The organism is Limnohabitans sp. TEGF002, assembly GCF_055395845.1.
In genome coordinates this window covers 3070945-3094729 of the sequence record NZ_AP029224.1, presented here as the reverse complement: position 1 = coordinate 3094729, position 23785 = coordinate 3070945, and the positions used below count along the sequence as shown (strand labels likewise).

At 61.3% G+C, this 23785-nt stretch carries 17 protein-coding genes and 1 rRNA gene; 4 read left to right on the top strand and 14 right to left on the bottom strand.

Features of this window, described 5'->3' with window-relative positions; translation table 11 throughout:
- Positions 1-34: 34 nt before the first annotated feature.
- From ACZ5SR_RS15485 to ACZ5SR_RS15475, 3 genes are read right to left on the bottom strand one after another with little or no spacing between them, the layout of a single operon-like run.
- On the bottom strand, positions 35-700 hold the full coding sequence (locus ACZ5SR_RS15485; RefSeq protein WP_464449498.1) for an energy transducer TonB: 666 nt from the start codon (positions 698-700) through the stop codon (positions 35-37).
- Positions 701-760: 60 nt separating this feature from the next.
- Complete coding sequence (locus tag ACZ5SR_RS15480) at positions 761-1183, bottom strand: hypothetical protein (protein ID WP_464449497.1); 423 nt, start codon at positions 1181-1183, stop codon at positions 761-763.
- Positions 1180-3255 carry an ATP-dependent helicase gene (locus ACZ5SR_RS15475; RefSeq protein ID WP_464449496.1) on the bottom strand — a complete coding sequence of 692 codons (2076 nt, stop codon included), beginning with the start codon at positions 3253-3255 and terminating at the stop codon, positions 1180-1182. The genes ACZ5SR_RS15480 and ACZ5SR_RS15475 overlap by 4 nt, the downstream gene beginning before the upstream one ends.
- Before the next feature lie 153 nt (positions 3256-3408).
- On the opposite strand from ACZ5SR_RS15475, the gene ACZ5SR_RS15470 reads away from it, so the two are divergent.
- Positions 3409-4377, top strand: coding sequence for an AEC family transporter (locus tag ACZ5SR_RS15470; RefSeq protein ID WP_464449495.1), 969 nt, complete (start codon positions 3409-3411; stop codon positions 4375-4377).
- 124 nt (positions 4378-4501) lie between these two features.
- Here the strand turns inward: ACZ5SR_RS15470 and priA are convergent, their stop codons facing one another.
- The 3 genes from priA to ACZ5SR_RS15455 form a co-directional block, all read right to left on the bottom strand.
- Positions 4502-6607 carry a replication restart helicase PriA gene (gene priA, locus ACZ5SR_RS15465; RefSeq protein ID WP_464449494.1) on the bottom strand — a complete coding sequence of 702 codons (2106 nt, stop codon included), beginning with the start codon at positions 6605-6607 and terminating at the stop codon, positions 4502-4504.
- A gap of 392 nt (positions 6608-6999) precedes the next feature.
- Entirely contained in the window at positions 7000-8118 is a 1119-nt protein-coding gene (gene hemE / locus ACZ5SR_RS15460; RefSeq protein ID WP_464449493.1) for a uroporphyrinogen decarboxylase, read from the bottom strand.
- A 99-nt stretch (positions 8119-8217) separates the two neighbouring features.
- Entirely contained in the window at positions 8218-10554 is a 2337-nt protein-coding gene (locus ACZ5SR_RS15455; protein WP_464451070.1) for a protein-disulfide reductase DsbD family protein, read from the bottom strand.
- A 147-nt stretch (positions 10555-10701) separates the two neighbouring features.
- On the opposite strand from ACZ5SR_RS15455, the gene ACZ5SR_RS15450 reads away from it, so the two are divergent.
- Positions 10702-11541 (top strand): creatininase family protein, encoded by an 840-nt coding sequence (locus tag ACZ5SR_RS15450; protein WP_464449492.1) that lies wholly within the window; start codon positions 10702-10704, stop codon positions 11539-11541.
- Positions 11542-11554: 13 nt separating this feature from the next.
- On the opposite strand, the gene ACZ5SR_RS15445 is transcribed toward ACZ5SR_RS15450, so the two are convergent.
- From ACZ5SR_RS15445 to ACZ5SR_RS15415, 7 genes are all read right to left on the bottom strand, one after another.
- The gene (locus ACZ5SR_RS15445; RefSeq protein ID WP_464449491.1) at positions 11555-12718 is read right to left on the bottom strand and encodes a hypothetical protein; all 1164 of its coding nucleotides are present in this window, start codon (positions 12716-12718) and stop codon (positions 11555-11557) included.
- Between the two features lie 111 nt (positions 12719-12829).
- Positions 12830-13504, bottom strand: coding sequence for a histidine phosphatase family protein (locus ACZ5SR_RS15440; RefSeq protein WP_464449490.1), 675 nt, complete (start codon positions 13502-13504; stop codon positions 12830-12832).
- Positions 13505-13585: 81 nt separating this feature from the next.
- A complete protein-coding gene (locus tag ACZ5SR_RS15435; RefSeq protein WP_464449489.1) occupies positions 13586-14554 on the bottom strand; it encodes a threonine dehydratase in 969 nt (322 codons plus the stop codon).
- A 22-nt stretch (positions 14555-14576) separates the two neighbouring features.
- Positions 14577-15506, bottom strand: a complete 930-nt coding sequence (locus ACZ5SR_RS15430; protein ID WP_464449488.1) for a PhzF family phenazine biosynthesis protein — start codon at positions 15504-15506, stop codon at positions 14577-14579.
- Between the two features lie 28 nt (positions 15507-15534).
- Positions 15535-16719: an aminotransferase-like domain-containing protein gene (locus ACZ5SR_RS15425; protein ID WP_464449487.1), complete on the bottom strand. Its 1185-nt coding sequence runs from the start codon at positions 16717-16719 to the stop codon at positions 15535-15537.
- 35 nt (positions 16720-16754) lie between these two features.
- Positions 16755-17672 (bottom strand): DMT family transporter, encoded by a 918-nt coding sequence (locus ACZ5SR_RS15420; protein ID WP_464449486.1) that lies wholly within the window; start codon positions 17670-17672, stop codon positions 16755-16757.
- A gap of 9 nt (positions 17673-17681) precedes the next feature.
- Entirely contained in the window at positions 17682-18299 is a 618-nt protein-coding gene (locus ACZ5SR_RS15415) for a LysE family translocator (protein ID WP_464449485.1), read from the bottom strand.
- 124 nt (positions 18300-18423) lie between these two features.
- Here ACZ5SR_RS15415 and ACZ5SR_RS15410 point away from each other — a divergent pair, with 124 nt between their 5' ends.
- Complete coding sequence (locus ACZ5SR_RS15410; protein WP_464451069.1) at positions 18424-19830, top strand: aminotransferase-like domain-containing protein; 1407 nt, start codon at positions 18424-18426, stop codon at positions 19828-19830.
- Positions 19831-19881: 51 nt separating this feature from the next.
- Here ACZ5SR_RS15410 and ACZ5SR_RS15405 read toward each other — a convergent pair whose 3' ends face one another.
- The gene (locus ACZ5SR_RS15405) at positions 19882-21792 is read right to left on the bottom strand and encodes an ATP-binding cassette domain-containing protein (protein ID WP_464449484.1); all 1911 of its coding nucleotides are present in this window, start codon (positions 21790-21792) and stop codon (positions 19882-19884) included.
- Positions 21793-22243: 451 nt separating this feature from the next.
- Between ACZ5SR_RS15405 and ACZ5SR_RS15400 the strand changes: the two genes are divergently transcribed.
- Positions 22244-23774, top strand: a 16S ribosomal RNA gene (locus ACZ5SR_RS15400).
- The last annotated feature ends 11 nt before the right edge of the window (positions 23775-23785 follow it).

Genomic DNA, 23785 nt, shown 5'->3' with positions numbered 1-23785 from the left:
CTTGTGTCTTGGATGGGGCGAGGTTAGAGACGTTTTATTCCAGACGCCAGAGGTATTTGATCGTGGTCCAGGATTGCTCGGGTTTGCCGTCGGTCATGGCGGGGCGGAATTGGCATTTCGCAAGTCCAGCGCGGGCCGCTTCGTCCAAGCGTTTGAATCCAGAGCTTTTTTCGATCTCGGACTGAATCACTTTGCCGTCTGTGCCCACCAAAAAACGCAGCGTCACGGTGCCTTCTTCCTCCATGCGCTTGGAGCTAACGGGGTACTCGGGCTTGTCGCATTGGGTCACGTTGACGCCCGCTGCTGTGCGTGTGACAGGCGCCGCGCGTGGGGGGGGCGAAGGCGCCGCCTGGGTTGTCGGTGCAGCGGGTGCGGCCACAGTCGGTGGCGCAACCGAGACGGCCGCAATCGCGTTGGGGGCAGCGACAGTGGCAGGCACCTCGGGCGGCGCCACGAAGGCCGGAGGTGGTGTGTTGGGGGGTGGGGGCGTTTGGGGGGGCGTTGCGGGCGCTGGCGGGGGGGGCTCCGAGCGCTTTTCTTCGAGCAATAGCGCTTGCACCACGGGCGGCAGTTTTTGAGCCACTGTGCGATGCAAGCCGGCCTGCAGGGCCACCAAGATCAAAACATGCAAAACCACAACACCGGCCAAACCCACGAGCTTGCGCCGAGAAGTGGGTTGAAGGTAAGTGGTTGTGGTCATTGGTTCATTGCAGGGGGCGTGAGGGCTTCTATTTTGAAGGAGGAATCATGCCCTCGCAGCTCAAGGTTTGCGAAAAATCAAAAAGGGGCGATGGGGCTGATCCGCTTGTTTTCGCTGGCCCACAATTTGCCGTCCACAAGCTTTTGCCGGAAGGCTGCCCAGCCAAGTGGCCGCAATGCGTTGGCCATCTTGCGATTCTTCGAGGGTGAACTCGCCATCGTCCAGGTCGGCGACAACGGCATGTTGTTGGTTGCCTAGAGTCAAGGTGCCGCGCAGGCTGCCTTGGTGTTCCGGGTGTGGCCCCAAGCTCAAACTCCATGGCGCCTCGTTTGCCACCTGCGCGATCCACTCGCCGTACAGCATGTCAGCGGACAAGTCGGTCCCTGATGGGCAGGCTGAACGTGCGGGCAACAACTGGCAGGCGCTCAGGGTCATTAAGGTGATCAGGCTGCACAGCAGTCCAAGTACGGGGCGTTTATTCATGGTTTGGCTTCTGCCGCAGCATCGGCAGCGCGTTTGGCAAATTCAGCGCGCAGCGCTTTGAGCTTTTCGCGCGGGTCTTCTTTGATCGTGTTTTCGTCCAGCCGCATTTCTGCAATGAAGCGGCTGGGCAGGGCGGCCACGGTTTCGCGGCCTTTTTTGCGGCGTTTGGTCCAGCTCACGGCCAGGCTGCGCTGGGCGCGGGTGATGCCCACGTACATCAGGCGGCGTTCTTCTTGCAGGCGCAGCAAGATGCCCTCTTGGCTGGCGCCTTCGGTGGTGTTGTCGTCCCCCAGTTTGAAGGGCAGCAGCCCCTCGTTCACACCCACCAAGGTCACATGCGGCCACTCCAGACCCTTGGACGCGTGCAGTGTGGACAGTGTGACGACGTTCTGGTCTTTTTCGCGTTCGCTCAAGGTGGATATCAGAGAGATGGTTTGCGCCACGTCGAGCAGGTTTTTGGTTTCAGTCGCCTCAGCCCCTGTGGCATCTTCGATCTCACCGCCACAGCGTCCGGCCATCCAGTCACAAAACTCCAGCACATTGGTCCAGCGGGCGCTGGCCACTTTCTCGTTGTCTTCACCGTCGTACAGATGCGATTCGTAGCCAATTTCTTTGAGCCACTCCGACAAGAATGCCAGTGCGTCTGTTTTGCCCAGTGTCTGGCGTGCACGGAATTCGAGATCGTTGATGTAGCGGCCAAACTCGTGCAGGCCATCCACGGCGCGGGTGTTCACCGCGCTGGGCAAGCTGCCTGCAAACAGCGCTTCAAACAGGCTGAGCTTGTATTGTGTGGCAAAGGTGCCCAATTGGCCCAGCGTCTGGTGGCCGATGCCGCGTTTGGGGCTGGTGATGGCACGCAAAAACGCGGGATCGTCGTCGTTGTTGATCCACAGGCGAAACCAGGCGCACAGGTCCTTGATCTCGGCTTTGTCAAAAAAGCTCTGGCCGCCCGATACCTTGTAAGGAATGTTGGCGCGGCGCAGAGCCTGCTCAAAGGGGCGGGCCATGTGGTTGGCGCGGTAGAGGATGGCAAAGTCCTTGAACTCGCGGTGTTTGGACGGGTTGAGCTGACCACCGCGAATCGACTGGATGCGGGCAATCGCCCGGTCGGCCTCGTGTTCTTCGTTCACGGCGTCGACCACGCGCACGGGCTCGCCCTCGCCCAGTTCCGAAAACAGGGTCTTGGGGTAGAGCTTGGGGTTGGGCTCGATGACGTTGTTGGCCGCCCGCAAAATGGCACTGGTGGAGCGGTAGTTTTGCTCCAGCTTGATGACTTTGAGCTGGGGGAAATCCACCGGCAATCGCTTGAGGTTGTCCAGCGTCGCGCCGCGCCAGCCATAAATGGACTGGTCGTCGTCACCCACCGCCGTGAAGCGCGCCCGTTCACCCACCAGGTGTTTGAGCACCTCGTATTGGGTGGCGTTGGTGTCTTGGTATTCGTCCACCAGCACATGGCCCATCTTGGCCTGCCAGCGCTCGCGCACCTCGGGGTAGTCGGCCAGCAGCTTGAGAGGCATGCCGATCAGGTCGTCAAAGTCGACGCTTTGGTAGGCGGTCAGCCGCTCTTGATACAAGGCCATGATGCGGGCGATCACCCGTGCGTTGTCGTCGGGCGCTTGGGCGGCGGCCTGCTCGGCGTTCAGCCCCATGTTTTTCCAAAGGCTGATGGTCCACTGCCACTGGCGGGCGGTGGCCGCGTCGGTGGTGCCGCCGCAATCCTTCAAGATGCTGGTCACATCGTCCGCGTCCATGATGCTGAACTGCGGCTTGAGCCCCAGCACATGGCCGTCTTCGCGCATGATGCGCACGCCCAAAGCGTGAAAAGTGCAGACCGTCACGTCTTTGGCTGGGCGGCCAATCAGCTCCTTGGCCCGCTCGCGCATCTCGGCGGCGGCTTTGTTGGTGAAGGTGATGGCGGCGATGCGTTTGGGCTCCAGCCCGGCCTCGATCAGCCGCCCGATCTTGTGCGTGATCACCCGCGTCTTGCCAGAACCCGCTCCGGCCAACACCAGGCAAGGGCCGGAGACATAGTTCACGGCTTCGAGTTGGGCGTTGTTGAGTCCGGCTGACATGGGGGCGGTGGGCGTACGAGGCAAAGCGAGCCATCATAGCGGGTGCGCTGCTCGGGTGGCGTGAGGCTGAGCAGGTATGGGCTTTTTGGGGCCTGTCCACACTGCGACTGTTCTTGAACCAAGGGCCCGCTGGTTTGCCCCGACAATCAGCACATGCTTGAAGTCTTGCGCGTCACTTTTCCGTTCTTTGCCCTGGTCTTGTGTGGTTATGGCGCTGCCCGGTTGAAGCTTTTGCCCTTGGAGGCCATTCCCGGTCTGAATGGCTTTGTGCTGTTTTTTGCGCTGCCTTGCATGTTGTTCCGTTTCGGGGCCAGCACGCCGATTGCCCAGTTGCTCGATGCCGGGGTGTTCTTCACTTACTTGCTCTGCGCCTTGGTCATGGTGGCTTTCAGTGTGGCCATCAGTTTGAACGCGCGCATTCGCTGGAACGATGCGTCTTTGGGGGCGTTGGTGGCTGCTTTCCCCAACACGGGGTTTATGGGCGTGCCCTTGTTGGTGGCTCTGCTGGGGCCAGGGGCCGCAGGTCCTGCGATCGTCACCATTGTGGTGGACTTGGTGATCACCTCGTCTTTGTGCGTGGCTTTGTCGCGCATGGACGCAGCCGGGCAACACGGCGCGGCGGTGGCCGCCCGCAAGGCGCTGGCCGGGGTGTTGCGCAACCCCATGCCCTGGGCCATCAGCCTGGGCGCGGTGTTTTCATTCTGGAATCTGGAATTGATAGGTCCGGTGAACAAAACCGTGAGCCTGCTGGCCGACGCAGCCTCGCCTGTGGCGCTGTTCACCATCGGTGCGGTGCTGGCCCGCTCGCAAATGCTGGCGCACGAGCGCCCTGATGGGCCTTTGCGCAGCGCCGATTACCTGCCCATTGCCCTGATCAAGCTGGTGTTGCACCCGGTGTTGGTGTTGCTGGTGGGCTTGACGGCCATTCAGTGGGGTGTGCCGATCGAGCCCTTTGCCCTGCAGGTGATGGTGCTGGTGGCCGCCTTGCCCAGTGCCAGCAATGTGTCGCTGCTGGCCGAGCGCCTGGGGGCTGACAACGGGCGCATCGCCCGCATCATTTTGGTCACCACGGCGGTGGCTTTCTTGACCTTCTCAGGCGCGGTGGCTTTTTTCAAAGCCTGACATCCACGACCGGGGGCGACCTGTTTGGTTTTTGTGGGCGGTTGTCCCTGCGGCCGAATGCTTGCGGCACCCCTGTACTGATTAGCAAGCGGGGGCTCGCTCCTACAGGTGTAGACGTGCTGGTTCAGATTGCTTGCGGGTCCACGTCCACCAGCCAGCGGATCACGCCTTTGTGTTCAGGTTGGCTGCGCACCTGGTGCAGCACGCCGTGCAGGTGCCACAGCATTTTTTGCAGCGCCATGCGGTTGGGGCTTTCCAGCAGCATTTGGGCGCGCTCCACATCGGCCACGCGCTGCATGCTCATGGGCACGGCAGGGTACACGCTCACTTGCAGCACCAAGTCGGTGGTCGCCGGGTCAGCGCTCAGCTGTGTTTCCAGGGTCTCGCGGGCCGCGTTCAACAGCGCTTGGGCGGCTTCTTGGGTTCGGGCATCGGCGCGCAGCAGGGCCTGGTGGCTGATGGGGGGCAGGTCGGCGGCGGTGCGCTCGGCCAGCTCGCTGGCGGCAAAGGCCGGGTAGTCGTGTTGTTTGAGTGCCTCAAACAAGGCGTGCGTCGGGTGAAAGGTTTGCACCCACATTTCACTGGTGGCGCTTTGAGCGGCATCGCGCCCGGCACGGCCTGCGGCTTGCATGAGCAGCGCAAACAAGCGCTCGGGTGCCCGAAAGTCGCTTGAAAACAGCGCTGTGTCGGGGTTGACCGCCGCCACCAAGGTGATGCGCCGGAAGTCGTGCCCTTTGGCGATCATTTGGGTGCCGATCAGTACATCCACCTCGCCCGAATGCACTTGGGCGAGCTGGCTCTCCAGTGCGCCTTTGAGGCGTGTGGTGTCGGCGTCGATGCGGGCGATGCGCACCGGATGGCCGTCGGGCCGCAAGACGTGCGCCAGCAACTCGCCCAAGTGCTCTTCGAGCTGCTCGGTGCCCCGGCCAATGGGCGCGATGTCGGCGTTGCCGCACTCGGGGCAGGCGCGGGGCACACGCTCGGTCAGGCCGCAGTGGTGACAGCGCAAGGTGCGGTCAATTTTGTGAAACACCCGAAACGCGCTGCAGTGCTTGCACTCGCTTTTCCAGCCGCAGTCGGCGCAGTGCAGCACGGGGGCATAGCCTCGGCGGTTGAGCAGCAGCATGCATTGCTCGCCGCGCTGGACCCGTTCTTGGATGGCGGCTATCAGCTGGGTGGACAACACGGCGCGGCGCGGCTGTTTGTTCATGTCCACGCGCCGCACTTTGGGCAAAAGGGCCGTGCCAATGCGCGATGGCATCAGCAGCCGTTGGTAACGGCCACCGGCATCGCCCTCGGTGGCAGGGCGGCTGAGGTGCCAGCTTTCCAGCGAGGGCGTGGCCGAGGCCAGCAACACGGGGGCGTTGTGCAAGCGGCCTCGGTAAACCGCCAAGTCGCGGGCCGAATAGCGTGCGCCTTCTTGTTGTTTGTAGCTGGGGTCGTGCTCTTCGTCGACCACGATCAGTTTCAGGTGCGGCATGGACGCAAAAATGGCCATGCGTGTGCCCAGCACGATGCGTGCGTGACCTGCGTGTGCGGCCAGCCAGCCCTTGAGGCGCTGGGCGGGCGTCATGCCGCTGTGCATCGACACCACGGCGTCGGTGCCAAAGCGGGCCTGCACCCTTTCCTCCAGCTGAGGCGTGAGGTTGATCTCGGGCACCATCAGCAGGGCTTGGGCCTGCGGGTCAGCCGCCAGCATCCGTTCGACGGCTTGCAAATACACCTCGGTCTTGCCGCTGCCGGTGCTGCCAAACAACAAAAAGGGGCCTGTGCCTGTAGCCATTTGCGCCAGCACGGCGCTTTGCTCGGGTGATAGGGCCGGGCCGGGCGTGGTTTGCACGGCGCGGTCGGCGTTTTGTTTTTTCAGGCGCCGGGCCAGTTGTTCGCTGGTCAAGTCGCGCAACTGGGGTGGCAAGGCCGACAGGGCGACCTCGCCCAGCGAGCGCTGGTAATACTGGGCCGAGAACTGCACCAGTTGACGCCAGGCTTCATCGAGCGGGGCCAGGCCTTCGAGCACGCTCAGCACATCGCGCACAGCCGATGCGGGCATGTCGGTGGGCGCCGCGTCCTGCAGGGCCCACACCACACCCAGCACCTCGCGCTGACCCAAAGGCACACGTACCAGTTGACCGGGCTGCACCAAAAAGGGGCTGCGGTAGCTCAGCAGACCCCCCACCTGACTGTGGGCCGGAGTCTGGACGGCAATGTCGATCCAGTGGTGAGTGCTCACATGGTTTCCGGTGATTCGCCATGGATTTGGCGGTATTAGAGGTTAGTCGATTTCTTGAAACAAGATGTAAGTCATTGATTTTTCAGCACTTTGGGGGTCATCCAAGAAAACTGTGGATAACTTTGTTGAAAACTTGCTCTGGATGCGCTGGAAGCCTTGAAAATCAAGCCTTCCAACAAATTGCCCATCCAATGTGCACGATAAAAAACTCAATGAAATCAATGACTTGTCTGTTTGGTGTTCTGCACGCAAAGCATGAATGTGGGCATCAGGGTTTTCCTGAGAGGCTTTTTACTTTTGTGCATAAGTCAAGCATTTAAAGCCGAATATTTTGCAAATAAAGGCTTTAAATCGTCTTTTTTCTATGCTAATGCAGGCAACTGGCCAAGTCCTCACGCACGATTTTGGCGCATGGCACTTGAATGGCTGTGCACCGCCTCGACCAGCGCCGTCACATGCTCGGGTGGGGTGTACTGGCTGATGCCGTGGCCCAGGTTGAAGATGTGCGTGGGGCCGGTGGTGGTTTTGTCCGTGTGCGGCTTGCCAAAGCTGTCCAGCACCCGGTGCACCTCGGTCGCAATCTGCGCAGGGGGTGCAAACAAGATGTTCGGGTCGATGTTGCCCTGCAGCGCTTTGCCGGGGCCGCCGACTTCGCCGCCCACCAGGGTGCGTGCGCGGCCCAGGTTCATGGTCCAGTCCAGGCCCAGCACATCGCAGCTCAGGCCCGCCATCTCGGGCAACCACAGGCCGCCGCCTTTGGTGAAGACGATGCTGGGGATGCGCTGGCCGTTGTGCTCGGTTTTGAGCTGGCTCAGCACGCGGGCCGTGTAGGCCATGCTGAACTGCTGGAAGGCGCCATCGGCCAGCACGCCGCCCCAGCTGTCAAAAATCATGGCCGCTTGGGCACCCGCTTCGATTTGGGTGTTCAGGTAAAGCGCCACCGCATCGGCGTTGATTTCCAAAATGCGGTGCATCAGGTCGGGGCGGCTGTACATCAGGGTTTTGACATGGCGGTAGTCGTCTGAGCCTGCGCCTTCGACCATGTAGCACGCCAGCGTCCAGGGGCTGCCGGAAAAGCCGATCAAGGGCACACGGCCGTTCAGCGCCTTGCGGATGGATGTCACCGCGTCGAACACGTAGCGCAGCTTGTTCATGTCGGGCACGGCCAGTTCTGCCACGGCCGCTTCATCGCGCACGTTCTTGGCAAAGCGGGGGCCTTCGCCCTGGGCAAACGACAGACCCAGACCCATGGCATCGGGCACGGTCAAGATGTCGCTGAACAAGATGGAGGCATCGAGCGGGTAACGGTCGAGCGGCTGGAGCGTGACTTCGGTGGCGTAGTCCACATTCGTGGCCAGACCCATGAAGCTGCCCGCTTTGGCCCGGGTGGCGCAGTACTCGGGCAAATAGCGTCCCGCTTGGCGCATGAGCCAGACGGGGGTGTGGTCGGTGGCCTGGCGCAGACAGGCGCGAAGGAAGGTGTCGTTTTGGAGGGGGGCGAATGAGCTCATCCCCTTATTGTGGCAGGCCCAGGCCGGGTTTTTGGGTGTCTCTTGCAGGGGCATTTGCGCGCAGGGACTCGCTCCCCCGTTGAACAATCTTTGGAGGTTTCAGCGAGCCGGAAGTCCCTGCAAGGCGGTTTGAACTTCGGCCACGCTGGGCAGCTCGGACAGCAACACGGGCGCACGGCCCGAAACATAAAGGGCGTAGACCGGCACCCCGCTGCGGCCCAGCGCCGTGAGCGCCTGCGTGATGGCCGGGTCGCGGCGGGTCCAGTCGGCCCGCATCAACACCACTTGCCTAGCTGCAAAGTCGGCCAGCACGCGGGCATCGGCCAGCGTGGTTTTTTTGTTGTACTGGCAAGTCACGCACCAAGCGGCGGTGAAGTCGACAAACACCGGACGGCCTGCGGCCAGATGGGCTTGTAGGGCTGCGTCAGACCAAGGCTGCCAAGTGGGGGTGGTGATGGGGGTGGACAAGGTGCCCGGCGCAGCTTGGCCTGCGCCTTGGGTGCTGGCTGGCAGCTCTGCAGGGGCTTCGCGCAAGGCCAAAGGCAACCAACTGCTGCCCAACCACAGCAAGGCGGCAAGAGCCAAACCACTCAAAACCCAGCGCGTTCGACCGCTCAAACCCAAGGCCCACACCAGCCAAGCCACCGTGAGCAGCAAGGCCAGAAGGCTGCTCGCCCCGTCGATGCCAGTTTGTTGGCCCAGCACCCACAGCAACCAAATAACGGTGGCGAACATCGGAAACGCCATGGCCTGGCGGAAGGTTTGCATCCAGGCCCCGGGACGCGGCAGGGCGCGGGCGATGCCAGGCCACCAGCTGGCCGCCAGGTACGGCAAAGCCATGCCCACGCCCATGGCGGCAAACACCATGAGCGCTTGCCACACGGGCAGCGCAATCGCCAGGCCCAGCGAGGCTCCCATGAAGGGTGCGGTGCAAGGCGAGGCCACGGCCACGGCGAGCACGCCCGACAAACCGGCGTTCACCGTCGGGTGGCGGCTTTGCAGAGTGGCCAAGCTGCTGGGCAGCATTTGCCCAAATTCAAAAACACCCGCCAGGTTCAGCCCCAACAGGGTGAACAAGAGCGCCAAGCCTGCCACCACAGGGGGCGACTGCAGCTGAAACCCCCAGCCCAATTGCTCGCCCGCAGCCCGCAAGCCCAGCATCAAGCCACCCAGCAACATGAACGACAACACCACGCCTGCTGTGTAGGCCATGCCAGCAGCGCGGTGTTGGCCCTGCGAGTTGTCGGCTTGCGCAAAACCGATCACTTTGATGGCCAGCACAGGGAACACGCAGGGCATGAGGTTGAGCAAGAATCCGCCCACCAGTGCGCCCAAGATGGCCAGCGTCAAGCCCAATGCGGTGGTGCTGGCTGCCGAAGGTTTTTGTGCTGCGTTGGCGCTGGCGTTGGCGTTATCGGCCAGCGCCTTGGCCAAGGCCGGCGAAATTTCGGCAGGTGCGGCTGGTGTGAGTGCGGGCCAATCGCCTTGAACGGGCGTTTCGATTTCAAATGCAGGCGCTTTGGGTGCAGACTCCGGTCCTGCTGCGATCACCCAACGCATGGTGCGGGGGCTCTCTCCACGCTCTTCAGACACCGGGATCTGGGCCGTCCAAACTGCACCTTGCCAGTTTTGTGTCCAGTCTTTGCCTTGAACGGCCGCGTTGTGCACCACGCTGGCGGTGACCGGGAAGGCGCTGAGTGTTTGGCCGCGCCAGGCGACAGGCAGGCCGTGCACGCGCAGGGTGATCTGTTTGGCATCAGCGGACAAGGTGGTCTGGCCACCCGAGATCCAGGTGCCGCCTTGTTGCAGCTGCGCCATCGGCTTGGGGTTGAGCTTTTGAGCCGATTCAAACGATGCGGCGTGCGGTGTTTGTGTCGCAGCAGAAGCCAGGTTCAGGCTGAAACGACCTTCTTGCGGAATGCATTCCTGGCGGCACACCAGCCACTCGGCCTGCAAACCAAGGGCCAATGGCCCCTTGTCCGGGAAGCGAAAGTCCGCCCCCACCGTGACAGGCACGGTCAGCAGCAAGCGGCCTTCATAGCCATAGTTGGCCAGGGTGCCGATGGGGATTTTTTTGGGCAGCGGCCAGGCGATCTCACCCGCTTGCAACCCCGCAGGCAACTGCCACTGGACCCGTGTGGGCAGGCCCGAGTCGCCAGGGTTTTGCCAATAGGTGTGCCAGTGCGGTTGGTGCTCGATTTGCAGGCCCAGCCAAAAAGTTTGCCCGGCGCGAATGCCCTGCGGGGCGTGCACCAGCAGTTCGGCCCGCACCTGTTCGGTGTTGACCACTTGGCTGGCACTGCCGAGCAAGGCGGAAGTGCCCAAGGTGCTGGCAGGTGCCCCCTTGGCCGAAAACAATGGGCCGGTTTGTGCCTGGCCGAGCAGCGGCGTCAGCAAGAAAGCGCTCACGCCCAACCCCAAGCCGAGGCCCAACATCCAGCTTTGAACAGTGGCCCAGCCACGCGAGAACACGGAAACTTTCACACCTATCCTTATTGATGGCCCCCAACGCCTCTGAGGGGAGCCTGTGCATCACTGTGCGACAGGCACTGTACACGCCCAGGCTCCATTAAGATGACGAACATGCAAAACCCTTCGCATTTTTGGGCCGACTGGACCACCCTCGATTTTCAGGCCTTGGTGCCCGACCGCGCCATTGAGCGGGCCATCGCCGTCCTGCCCGTGGCCGCTACCGAACAACACGGCCCACATTTGCCGCTGTCGGTGGACACCGATTTGGTCAATGGCGTGGTGGCGGCTTGCTTGCCGCACTTGCCTGCCGACTTGCCGGCCTTGTTTTTGCCGACCCAAACCGTGGGCCTGAGCCCTGAGCATGCGCGTTTTGCGGGAACCTTGACGCTCAAGGCCGAAACTGTGATCCGTTTGTGGACTGAGATCGGCGAGTCGGTCGCCGCCAGTGGGGTGAAGAAACTGGTCTTGCTCAACGCCCATGGCGGGCAGGTCAGTGTGATGGACATCGTGGCGCGGGATTTGCGGGCCCGCCTGGGCATGCTGGTTTACAGCGTGAGCTGGTTCAATTTGCCTCTGAGCGATGCACAAGGCGGGGACGTGAATGCGCTGTTCCCCGCTGAAGAGCACCGCTTTGGCGTGCACGCGGGCGACACCGAAACTTCGATGATGCTGGCGCTGCGCCCCGAGCGGGTGCGCATGGATCTGGCGCAAAACTTCCGTTCCACTTCCCAAGACCGCGCTGAGCAGTTTGAAATTTTAGGCAACGGCAAAAGCGCCAAGTTGGGTTGGCAAATGCAGGACTACAACCGCCACGGTGCAGCGGGCAATGCGGCTGCCGCCACGGCCGAAAAAGGCCAAGCCTTGCTGGACGCCTCGGGCCGGGCGCTGGCACAGTTGTTGGGAGAAATCGACCGTTTACCGCCCAACACCTTGAGCGACCAAGTGGGCTGATGCCCTCGGGTCTTCAGAAGCGAGGCAATACCAACTCGCAGTGATCGCGGCACACGCTTTTGGGGTACTCGCGGGTGGTGTCAATGCAGCCGCCTTCGGCGTAAACGCCTTTGGGGTCGCGCATGCGCAGCATGCGCTCCAAAACTTGGGTTCGGGCTGTTGGGTTGGCTTCGGTTTGCGCGACCCGCGCCTCCACCACCGACTCGTCCATCTGCAAGGCTCCTTGGGCGTCGGTGTAGGCGCCGTCTTTCCAGTGGAAGATTTCGATGGCTTTGGACTCGAGCGTGTAGGGTGTGTCGCGCTTCCAGAAGTTGCTGAACAAGCCGCCGCCCATATAGAGAACCCAAGAGCCTTCGTAGCCAGTGACGTCGGAAGAGCGCTCGTCGGGGTTGCGAAACCACAAACGGTCACCCGGCACATAAAAACGGCCAGGCAAGGGCGCTTCCATGCTGCCGTACTCAATCAGGTAGACCTCATGGAATTGACCCGATCGCACTGCGTGGACTTCATTGAGACTTTGCAACTGGGCCAGCAGTTCGGGGTTTTCGTTTTTGAGCTCTTGCGCGATGCCCAACAAAATCACGTACTCGGTCGCCCGGTAACAAGAAAAGTCGTACAACTTGCCCGTGGCATCGGGTTGGGTGGCCGCGGTCAGTGCTTCAACCAAGCAACGACCGGGCTGCAAAATGAATCCCGCGTCGTCGCCACCGTCTTGCCAAAAAGCTTGAGGCCGTTCGGCCGCTTCGGTTTTGAAGGCCAAGGCGGTTTTTCGGGCGTCCAAGGCCATGTTGCGCCGCACCCGGATGTGCGAGGTGAGTGAGTCGAGGCTGGCAAACTGAAAGCGGTGGGGTGAACCCAGCAAGGCCACCCAGATTTCGCGCTCCAAGGCCCAGGCTTCGTCCGTCTGAGGGGTGTGTCCCAGTGTCTTGTGCAAGCCCAGGGTGTCGTGGTCTGGCATGCAACGACTACTGAAGTCGGGTCGCAGTGTGCAAATCAAGGCCACTTGTGAGCCTTGCAAGGGAAGGGTCAAGGTCTGAACCGCTGAGGCCAGTGCCCATTCGTCCAACAAATTCACCAACTCGTGAGCCAGCCGATCTGCCTCGGCAGCTTGCAGTGTGGTGAGCTGGATGCCGCCCTCCAATGACTTGAGGGCCAACCAGGCGGTTGAACTGTTCATGGTTCAATTTTGCCCCTAAAACGAAAGGGTTTTGCTTAGGGAATGTACCTGTGCGGCAAGGGCGCACCTTTACATCGGTCAGTGCATCAGGGTCCAGGCCTAGCCTTCGTTTCAGGCGAAAGTGATCCAGTCTTTGTGCGCGTCGCTGTCCAGATGCGGCAGCGTGTTGTAGGTCAACAGCATGTGCCGTTTGGGGTTGAACACGAACTCGGTCAGCGCCGTGTTGCGGATGCGCAGGTTCAGCTCGATGGTGGTTTCGGGCGGTGTCCCCAGCACGCGGCCCACGGCCGTCGAGATCGGACCGCCGCTGGAGACGATCATCACGTCGCCCGAGTGGTTTTGCCGCACATGGTCGAGCGCGGCCTCGATGCCGCCCACAAAGTCGGCATAGCTGGGCATGTCACGCGGCTGCGTGCGCTCCGCCATCCAGGCTTGCAGCGCATCGCGCAACAGGCGAAAGTGGTGGCGGTACAGCTCGGGGGTGTCGGGCTTGGCCAGCGGCTCGGGGTGGATGGACTCGATCAGCGCGTGGCTGTCGTATTCGTTCAGGCCCGGCCACACCGCCGGGGTGTGCGGCAGGCCCGCGCCCTCGGCGATGCCTTCCCAAGTTTGGCGGTGGCGCTTCAAACTGCCCATCATCACGGCCTCGATGGGCTGCTTTTGCAGTTTGGGCCGCAGGTATTCACCCAAGCGCACGGCCTGTTGGCGGCCCAGTGGGCTGAGTTGATCGTAGTCATCGGCCCCGAAAGAGGCTTGTCCGTGGCGGACCAAATAAAGCGTTCCCATGGCTGGCGATTGTGGTCGTGCAGGCCTGCGAAGTTTGTCCCACGAGCGACCCCTGCCCAGCAGGGGCGCAGGCCCGGGTCTTCAGGCGTGGGCTTGCAGCACCTGGCTCAATACGCTGGCATCGACGTTGCCGCCGCACAAGGTGGTGCCGACCACCAGGCCTTGGAGTTGTTCACGCTCTGTGCATGCGGCGGCAAAGCTGGCCGCACCCGCACCTTCCGCCACATTGTGGGTGTCGGTGTACAGATCGCGCATGGCCTGCGCCACTTGGGCATCGCCCACCTGCACGAGGTGGTCGAGCCCGTTTTGCAAAATAGCCAGTGCTTGCGGGTCCGCCCGCCGCACCGCCATGCCATCGGCCAGCACGGTGCTGACCGGGGCTTCGACCACACAGCCCGCGGCCATCGAATCGGCGTAGGTGGTGGCATGGGTGCTCACCACCCCCACCACCTTGACTTGGTGCCCGAGGGCTTGTTTGGCCGCCAGCGCTGCGCAGGCACCAGACCCCAAACCAATCGGCACATACAGCACATCGAGCGCAGGGACTGCCCGCAAAAATTCGAGCCAGCCCGTGGCTACCCCCAGCACCAGTGCAGGGTGAAAGCTGGGCACCATGTGCAGCCCTTGCTCGAGGGCCATGTTTTGCGCGTGTTCGCGGGCCGCCTGAAAGTCGTGCCCGTGCTCGATCAGTTGGGCACCTAAAGCGCGCATGGCTGCGTTTTTCTCGCTGGAGTTGCCCTTGGGGACCACGATGGTGCAAGCCACGCCATGCCGTGCGGCGGCATAGGCGATGCTTTGGCCATGATTGCCGCGCGTGGCGCTAATGACCGTTTGGGGCAGTTGCCCGGTGCTCAGCAGGTGTTCGAAATAGGTCAACCCGCCGCGTACCTTGAAGGCACCCACGGGCGTGTGGTTTTCGTGCTTGACCCAGCAGGCCGTGCCCAAGCGTTGGCTGAGCATTGGCCAGCAGTACTGGGGAGTGGCCCCAAATGCCGCATAAATGGTGTGTGTGGCGGCCTCGATTTGGGCCAGTGTGGGCAGTTCAGTCATGGGGTGTTCCGGGTTTGCAGGATCAGAGCGTGACAAAACCTTGCACGCAAGCCACCACGTCGCCACCCACCCAGACCTGAGCTTGCGCGTCTTGCGACAAAAACACTTGGCCGGCGCGGCCCAGCATCGTGCCTTGGCGGGCGCTGTAGGCGGCAGGCATGTGCCCGTCGGCCATCAGCCATTGCGCCAGCGATGCATTCAGGCTGCCCGTCACCGGGTCTTCGGCCACGCCCACGGGGGCGGCAAAGGCGCGCACTTCCAGGTCGGTCGGGTCGTTGGCGATGCGAGTGTTGGACGCAGTGAAGGCCCGCGCTTCGCGGTTGGCGCGGCGGATCAGTCCTCCCGGCGTCTCTTGCCTGCGGGCCGCCACGCCGACTTTGGTGCCCAGCTTTTTCAGGGCAACGTGATCGGGCTCCAGGGCCAGCACCGTGTCCACATCATGGACCAGCAGGCCCAGCCAGTGCGGGCCGTTGTTCAGGTTCTGGGTGGCTATCACTTCAGATGCGTCCAGTCCCAACGCGGCCAGCACCGGGCCGAGATCTCCGGCCGAGATGTCCGAGCGGGTCAGCGGTGGCGCCGCAAAAGCCCAGCGCTCGCCCAGTTGCTTCAAAGTCACCAGGCCAACGCCGCATTCCTGCATCAGCACGCCTGCTTGCCGTGGCGTGTTGCCTGCTTTCAGCCAGGCATGGGCCGTGCCCAAGGTGGGGTGGCCCGCAAAAGGCAATTCGGCCCCGGGCGTGAAGATGCGCACCCGGTAATCTGCCCCGCCCGCAGCCCCTTCAGACGTGGGCGGCAGCACAAAGGTGGTTTCGCTCAGCTGCGTCCAGGCGGCAAAGGTTTGCATCTGTGCATCGCTCAGGCCCGTGCCATCGAGCACCACGGCCAGCGGGTTGCCCAGAAAGGCGGTGTCGGTGAAGACGTCGACTTGTTGAAAGGGGCGGGTGGTGGTCATGGGACGAGTCCTGTCGGAGAGCAGTGGTTCAGAGTGATTCGCGGATCGCTGCCGCCAGCGCGGCCATGCCGGTGTTGATCTGGTCCACGGTGGCGGTCACAAACGACAGGCGCAGCGTGCTTTCGTTGGCGGCTCCTGCGTAAAACGCCGAGCCGGGCACAAAGGCCACGCCTTTTTCAACGGCTTTGTCCAGCAGGGGAATGGCTTTGAGGCCCTGGGGCAGTTGCACCCACAGGAACATGCCGCCCACAGGGCGGTTCCAGCTCAGGCCCAGGCCGGCCATTTCGCGGTCGAGCGCGGCGAGCATGGCTTCGCACTGCTGTTTGTAGAGCGCACGGATGGTGGGCACATGGCGGTCAATGAAGCCGTCTTTCAGCACTTCGGCCACCACGCGCTGGTTGAAGCTGGGCGTGTGCAGGTCGGCCGCTTGTTTGGCTTGCAGCAGTTTGGGATACAGGGCCTTGGGTGCCACCAAATAACCCAGGCGCAAGCCTGGGGCCAGGATTTTGGAGAACGAACCCAAGTAGACGCTGCCCTCAGGGTGGCGGGAGCTCAACGATGGCGCGGGCGGTGCGTCAAACCACAGGTCGCCGTAGGGGTTGTCTTCGATGATGGGCAAGCCACATTCGACAGCCACCTGCGCCACGGCGGCGCGGCGTTCTTCGGTCATGGTGCGGCCGGTGGGGTTCTGGAAGTTGGGCAGCAGGTATACAAAGCGGGCTTTGTCCGCGCCGGTGCCGACTTTGGCGCGCAGGTCGGCGGCATCCACGCCATGGTCATCGCTGTGCACGCCCACGGCGATGGGCTCCATCGGCGTGAAGGCTTGCAGTGCGCCCAGATAGGTTGGTGTTTCCACCAAGATGCGGCTGCCCGCGTCGATCAGGATTTTGGCGACCAGGTCCAGCCCTTGCTGGCTGCCGGTGGTGATCAGCACTTGGTCGGGGCTGACGTGCATGCCTTGCTTGAGCAGGTCTTGTGCAACCCATTCGCGCAGCGGCGCATAGCCTTCGCTGGCGGCGTATTGCAGGGCGGCTTTGCCGTCATCCCGCAGCACACGCTCGCTGGCTTCGCGCATGGCGTCTATCGGAAAGGTTTGGGGCGAGGGCAGTCCACCTGCAAAGCTGATGATGCCGGGCTTTTCGGTGACCTTGAGGATCTCGCGGATCACCGAGGGGTTCATTTTTTCGGCACGTCGGGCCAGGTTCCAGTTCATGTTTTGCTCCTCAATTTTTTGTTCAGTGGGATCATTCAGTTCGTTTTGGGGGTGTGGGCCATGCGCCGCCCCATGAAAACAGTGGCCACGACCAGCAGGGCAAAACCTAGGGTCATGGCATTCAGCGATTCTCCCAGCAAAGGCACGGCCGCCAGCATGGTGATGAAAGGTTGCAGCAACTGCAGCTGGCTAACCCTCAGCGGGCCGCCCAGCGACAGGCCGCGAAACCAGGCAAAAAACCCTGCCCACATGGAAAACACGCCCACATACAGCAGGGCCAGCCAAGATATCGGCGCGATGGTGTGTTCAGGCCAGGTGAGCAAGGCCCCTGGCAGCGTGACGGGCAGGGCCATGACACACACCCAGCTGATGACTTTTTCAGCGCCCAGGCTGGCCGTGACTTTGGCCCCGGCGACATAGCCCAGCGAGCCGGCCACCACCGCACCCACCAAGAGGGTGTCTGCCCAAGTCAGGCCAAAGCCGTGCCCCAGTTGTGATGCGCGCAGCAGGCTGTAAACCGCGACCAAGGCGCTGCCCAAAGCGGCAAACACCCAAAATCCGAGGCGTGCGCGTTGGTGCATCAGCCAAGCGGCTGCAGCTGCAGTGGCCAGCGGCATCAGCGAGGTGATGACCGCCGCATGACTGGCCGTGACGTGGCGCAGTGCCCACCCCAGCAGCAAGGGGTAACCGATCACATTGCCCGTCAGCGACAAAAACAAAGGCCCACGCTGGTCAGCTGTGGGCCATGGGGCCCGCACGGCCAATAAGTAAATGGCCGACAGTGCGCCCGCCAAGGCGGCCCGCGCCCAAGTCACAAACCAAGGTGACATTTGCGGCGCGTCCACCGTGCCCGTGGCCAAGCGGGTCATTGGCAAGGTGAGCCCAAAAATAACGACACCCAAAAACCCCAGCCAAAGGCCCAGGTTTTCGCGTTGTTGGGGGGAGTTGTTCATGGGGTCGGATCAACCCGCGCTTTGGCGCAAGCCGTTCAAAATCCACAAGGCCGTGGCCACCAGCGCGACCGACATGCAGCGGTTGAACATCAACAAGCGTCGACCGTGTGCCAGCCAGTGCCGCAGCATCGAACCTGCCACCGCGTAGGTCAGATTGCTGAAAAAACCATAGGCCACCATGATGGGCAGCAGCATCAGCGTGCGCGCTGTGGCATCCTCGCGACCCGCCACCCAACCCGCCACGATGGCCAGAGCCAACATCCAGGCCTTGATGTTGAGAAACTGCAGGCCCACGCCCTGCACAAAGCCCACCTGCAGTTTGCCGCTGTCGGCTTGCTGCAAACTGCCGCTTTGCCACAAACGCGAGGCCAGCCACAGCAAATAACCGGTGCCCAAGGTCACGATGCCCCAGCGCAAGGGCGGAAAGGCCACCACCAAACCGCCCAAGCCCGTGGCGCACATTGCAAACAAAATGCCCCAGCCCACCGGCACCGCACAGACAAAGCGCATGGCCCGGCGCAGGCCATGGTTGGCCGCCATGGCGGTCGACAGCGTGGTATTCGGCCCGGGGGTGAAGCTGCTCACCGTGGCGAGCACCAGCAGGGCGCTGAGTTCTGAGGAAGTCATGGCTTTGAATGTAGTGCTGAAATGAGTACAGTATCGGTACAGTTTGATGGTTCATTTTGCAAACTGTACTGTCCAGTCGGACGACACACTTCCCCCATCCATTTGACGCTATCAGCCCATGTCTTTGCTCAGCCGTGAATCCAGCCAACCCCTCACCGAGCAGCTCGCGCAGCGCTTTGTGACGCGCATGCGTGACCAGTTGCTGGTCTCGGGCGCGCGCTTGCCGTCGGTGCGGCAATGCGCCCAGATGCATGGGGTGAGCGCTTCCACCGTGGTGGCCGCGTACGACTGGCTGGTGGCGCAGGGCTGGGTGGAGGCACGTCCGAACCGGGGTTTTTTTGTGAGGGATCGGGGGCAACGCATGCCGCCCGCATCGCTGGCAGCCGAGGGCGTGGTGCCCAGTCCACCGCCTGTGAATGCTGCCAGCCTGATCCGGGGCATGTTCCATCAGCCCAGCGCCGAGCCGCAGCCAGGCATGGGCGTGTTTCCTGCGGATTGGTTGGACGCCGACTTTTTGTCGGCCGCTTTGCGCAAAGTGGTGGCCAGCCCAGCTTTGCGCGAGTCTTCTTTGCGTTATGGCGAGCCGCAAGGCGACAGCGGTTTGCGCGAAGTTCTGTCGTCCAAGCTCGCGAGTTTGGGTCTGCATGCGACGCCGGGCCAACTGATCACCACCGTGGGGGCGACCCATGCGCTGGACATCATTAGCCGCACCTTGCTGCGCCCCGGCGACTGCGTGATGGTAGAGGAGCCCGGTTGGGCCATTGAATTTGCCCGTTTGCAAAACTTGGGGGTGCGCATATTGCCTGTGCCGCGCTTGGAGAACGGGCCTGACCTGGAAGTGGTGGAGCGTTATGCGCAGCTGCACGCGCCCAAGATGATGGTCAGCGTGTCGGTCTTGCACAACCCCACGGGTTACGGTTTGTCGTTACCCGTTGCCCACCAGCTGGTGAATTTGGCGCACCGCTACAACTTCCATGTGGTCGAAGACGACACCTACGGGCACATGGCCCCAGCCCATTCGGTGCGCTTGTCGGTGCTCGATGGCTTGCAAAAAACCATTTACGTCAGCGGCTACGCCAAGATCCTCGCGCCCAGCTGGCGCGTGGGCTACATGGCTGCTCCGGCGGATTTGAAAGATGCGTTTTTGGACACCAAGCTCTTGTCCACGCTCACCACGCCGGTGTTGTTTGAAAAGGCGTTGGCGCTGTGTCTGGAGCAAGGTGCGATCCGGCGGCACACCGAACGCTTGTCGCAATTGCTGGACGCCGCCCGCAGCCGCAGTGTGAAGCTGGCGCTGGCGCACGGTTGTCAGTTTGTGGCACCGCCGCAGGGCCTTTTTGGCTGGGTGGATGTGGGGGTGGACACCGATCTGCTGGCGCTGCGCATGCACGACGTCGGTTACCTGTTGGCCCCCGGCTCTCTGTTCCATGCCGATCGGCGGCCCGGTTCGTTCATGCGGGTGAACTTTGCCAGCACGCAAGACGAAAAGTTCTGGCGCGCCTTGGCCAAGACGCGTCAGGCTTTGTTGTAACTTTTGATAGGCTGAACTGCTCCGGTGGGTGTTCGGCCCTCGGGCCTGGGCTCAGCGTGCGGACAGGATTTCCCAGCGCTCCATGGCGGCCAGCAACACGTCGTCAATCTCGGCGTCGCGCTTGAACAGCTTCTGTGCCAGACCCGGGTCGCGTTGGTAGATGCTGCCGTCGGCCAGTTGTGCACGGGCTTCAGCTTGTTCTTTTTCCAGGGACTCGATCTTGGCGGGCAACTCTGCCAGTTCGCGTTGTTCTTTGTAGCTGAGCTTGCTGCGAGCGGGGGCCGCAGCAGGTGTGTCGACAACAGCTGCCGCAGGTGCTGCGGCCACAACCGTGTTGCCGCTGCGTTGCGCGGCTTGGGCACGAATCGCTTGGCTGCGTTGTGATTGGATCAGCCAGTCTTGCACCGAGCCTTCGTATTCGCGCCAGAAGCCGGGCTGGTCCGGTGCGCTTTCGCAGGCGATGATGCCGGTGACCACGTTGTCCATGAAGGCACGGTCGTGGCTGACCAGGAAGACGGTGCCTTCGTAGGTTTGCAGCAGCTCTTCGAGCAGCTCCAGGGTTTCGATGTCCAGGTCGTTGGTTGGTTCGTCCAGCACCAACACGTTGGCCGGGCGGGCGAACAAGCGGGCCAGCAGCAGACGGTTGCGCTCGCCACCCGACAAAGACCGCACAGGCGATGTGGCGCGTGCGGGCGAGAACAAAAAGTCGCCCAGATAGCTCTTGACGTGCTGGCGCTTGTTGCCGATCTCGATCCATTCGCTGCCGGGGCTGATGAAGTCTTCCAGTGTGGCGTTCAGGTCCAGGGCGTCGCGCATCTGGTCAAAGTACGCCACTTCGAGTTTGCTGCCGCGTCGCACTTCACCGCTGTCGGCTTCGAGTTCGCCCAAAATCAGTTTGAGCAAGGTGGTTTTGCCTGCGCCGTTGGGGCCCAGCAGGCCGATCTTGTCACCGCGCAGCAAGGTTCCTGTGAATTTCTGGATCACGGTGCGCACCGAGCCATCAGGTTGGGTGAAGCTCTTGCTCACATCGGTCAGTTCGGCCACCAGCTTGCCACTCGGCACGCCCGAGGCGACTTCCATTTTCACGTTGCCAACTTTTTCACGACGTGCAGCGCGCTCGCCGCGCAGGTTTTGCAGCCGGGTGATCCGGCTTTGGCTGCGGGTACGGCGCGCTTCCACGCCTTTGCGGATCCAAATCTCTTCCTGGGCCAGCAACTTGTCGGCTTTGGCCTGAATCACGGCTTCTTGGGCGAGTTGCTCTTCTTTTTGCAACTGGTAGGCGGCGTAATTGCCCGGGTAGGGGCGCAGTTTGCCGCGGTCCAGTTCGACGATCCGAGTCGCAATGCGGTCCAGAAACGCCCGGTCGTGGGTGATGGCGATCACGCTGCCCTTGAAGTCGATCAACAGGTCTTCCAGCCAGGTGATCGCGTTCAGATCCAAATGGTTGGTCGGCTCATCTAGTAAGAGCACGTCTGGACGGGTCACCAAGGCTTGTGCCAAGGCCACACGCTTGCGCATACCGCCGGACAGCGATTGCACGACCGCATTGGGGTCCAATTGCAGGCGCTGCAGGGTTTCGTCCAGCCGTTGCTCCCAGCCCCAACCATCGCGAGATTCGATTTGGCTTTGCAGTGTGTCCAAGTCGCCACGACTGTGCGTGTAGTCGTCAATCCATTGCACGACTTCTGCCAAACCCTCGCGCACAGACTCAAAGATAGTGTGCTCAGGCATGAGCTGGGGCTCTTGCGCTACATAAGCGATGCGAACACCTTGCTGCACATGCAGATTGCCGTCGTCTGGGCGCTCCATGCCCGCCAATATTTTGAGTAGGGACGATTTGCCTGTGCCGTTGCGACCAATCAAGCCGATGCGCTCAGTCGTCTCTAAAGAGAAGTCAGCGTGATCGAGGAGTGCGACATGGCCAAAAGCCAAGGACGCGTTCAAGAGTGTAAGTAAAGCCATGGACCCATTATCCGGGTGAGGAAGCACGAAACTTCCACAAAGCCTTCAAAAAACTTGCCAAGGCCTAAAAAGCTGTGCCATAATCGAGGGCTTCGCTGCACACAAATGAAGTTTTCGAAAGAAGCCAAACAAGAGTAGCGAAGAGGTTGATGGAATGATCTTGGTGATCTAAGAAATTTTCAAAAACTTGACGCAGCACTAAAAACTGTGTCATAATTCAAGGCTTCGCTGATCGCAGCGAGGCAAGAAAAGGCGGCGAGAGTTGCCTGGGTTCTTTAAAAATATACAGCCGATAAGCGTGGGCGTTTGATGGTGATTGCCAAGTTCTTCGGAACTTAGCTTTAATTAGCTAACAAACGCTCATGAAGTAAAAAAGATGTGGAAATCAGAGATGATAACCACGTCGATTCCAATTTATGAGTTGGTCGAAAGACCAAAAAAAATCAAGATCGAACTATAGAGTTTGATCCTGGCTCAGATTGAACGCTGGCGGAATGCTTTACACATGCAAGTCGAACGGTAGAGGGGGCAACCCCTCGAGAGTGGCGAACGGGTGAGTAATATATCGGAACGTGCCCAGTCGTGGGGGATAACGTAGCGAAAGTTACGCTAATACCGCATACGATCTAAGGATGAAAGCGGGGGATCGCAAGACCTCGCGCGATTGGAGCGGCCGATATCAGATTAGGTAGTTGGTGGGGTAAAGGCTCACCAAGCCAACGATCTGTAGCTGGTCTGAGAGGACGACCAGCCACACTGGAACTGAGACACGGTCCAGACTCCTACGGGAGGCAGCAGTGGGGAATTTTGGACAATGGACGCAAGTCTGATCCAGCCATTCCGCGTGCAGGATGAAGGCCCTCGGGTTGTAAACTGCTTTTGTACGGAACGAAAAGGTTTCTATTAATACTAGGAGCTCATGACGGTACCGTAAGAATAAGCACCGGCTAACTACGTGCCAGCAGCCGCGGTAATACGTAGGGTGCAAGCGTTAATCGGAATTACTGGGCGTAAAGCGTGCGCAGGCGGTTATGTAAGACAGAGGTGAAATCCCCGGGCTCAACCTGGGAACTGCCTTTGTGACTGCATAGCTAGAGTACGGTAGAGGGGGATGGAATTCCGCGTGTAGCAGTGAAATGCGTAGATATGCGGAGGAACACCGATGGCGAAGGCAATCCCCTGGACCTGTACTGACGCTCATGCACGAAAGCGTGGGGAGCAAACAGGATTAGATACCCTGGTAGTCCACGCCCTAAACGATGTCAACTGGTTGTTGGGTCTTCACTGACTCAGTAACGAAGCTAACGCGTGAAGTTGACCGCCTGGGGAGTACGGCCGCAAGGTTGAAACTCAAAGGAATTGACGGGGACCCGCACAAGCGGTGGATGATGTGGTTTAATTCGATGCAACGCGAAAAACCTTACCCACCTTTGACATGTACGGAAGTCGCTAGAGATAGCTTCGTGCTCGAAAGAGAACCGTAACACAGGTGCTGCATGGCTGTCGTCAGCTCGTGTCGTGAGATGTTGGGTTAAGTCCCGCAACGAGCGCAACCCTTGTCATTAGTTGCTACATTCAGTTGGGCACTCTAATGAGACTGCCGGTGACAAACCGGAGGAAGGTGGGGATGACGTCAAGTCCTCATGGCCCTTATAGGTGGGGCTACACACGTCATACAATGGCTGGTACAAAGGGTTGCCAACCCGCGAGGGGGAGCTAATCCCATAAAACCAGTCGTAGTCCGGATCGCAGTCTGCAACTCGACTGCGTGAAGTCGGAATCGCTAGTAATCGTGGATCAGAATGTCACGGTGAATACGTTCCCGGGTCTTGTACACACCGCCCGTCACACCATGGGAGCGGGTCTCGCCAGAAGTAGTTAGCCTAACCGCAAGGAGGGCGATTACCACGGCGGGGTTCGTGACTGGGGTGAAGTCGTAACAAGGTAGCCGTATCGGAAGGTGCGGCTGGATCACCTCCTTTCTGGAAACTGC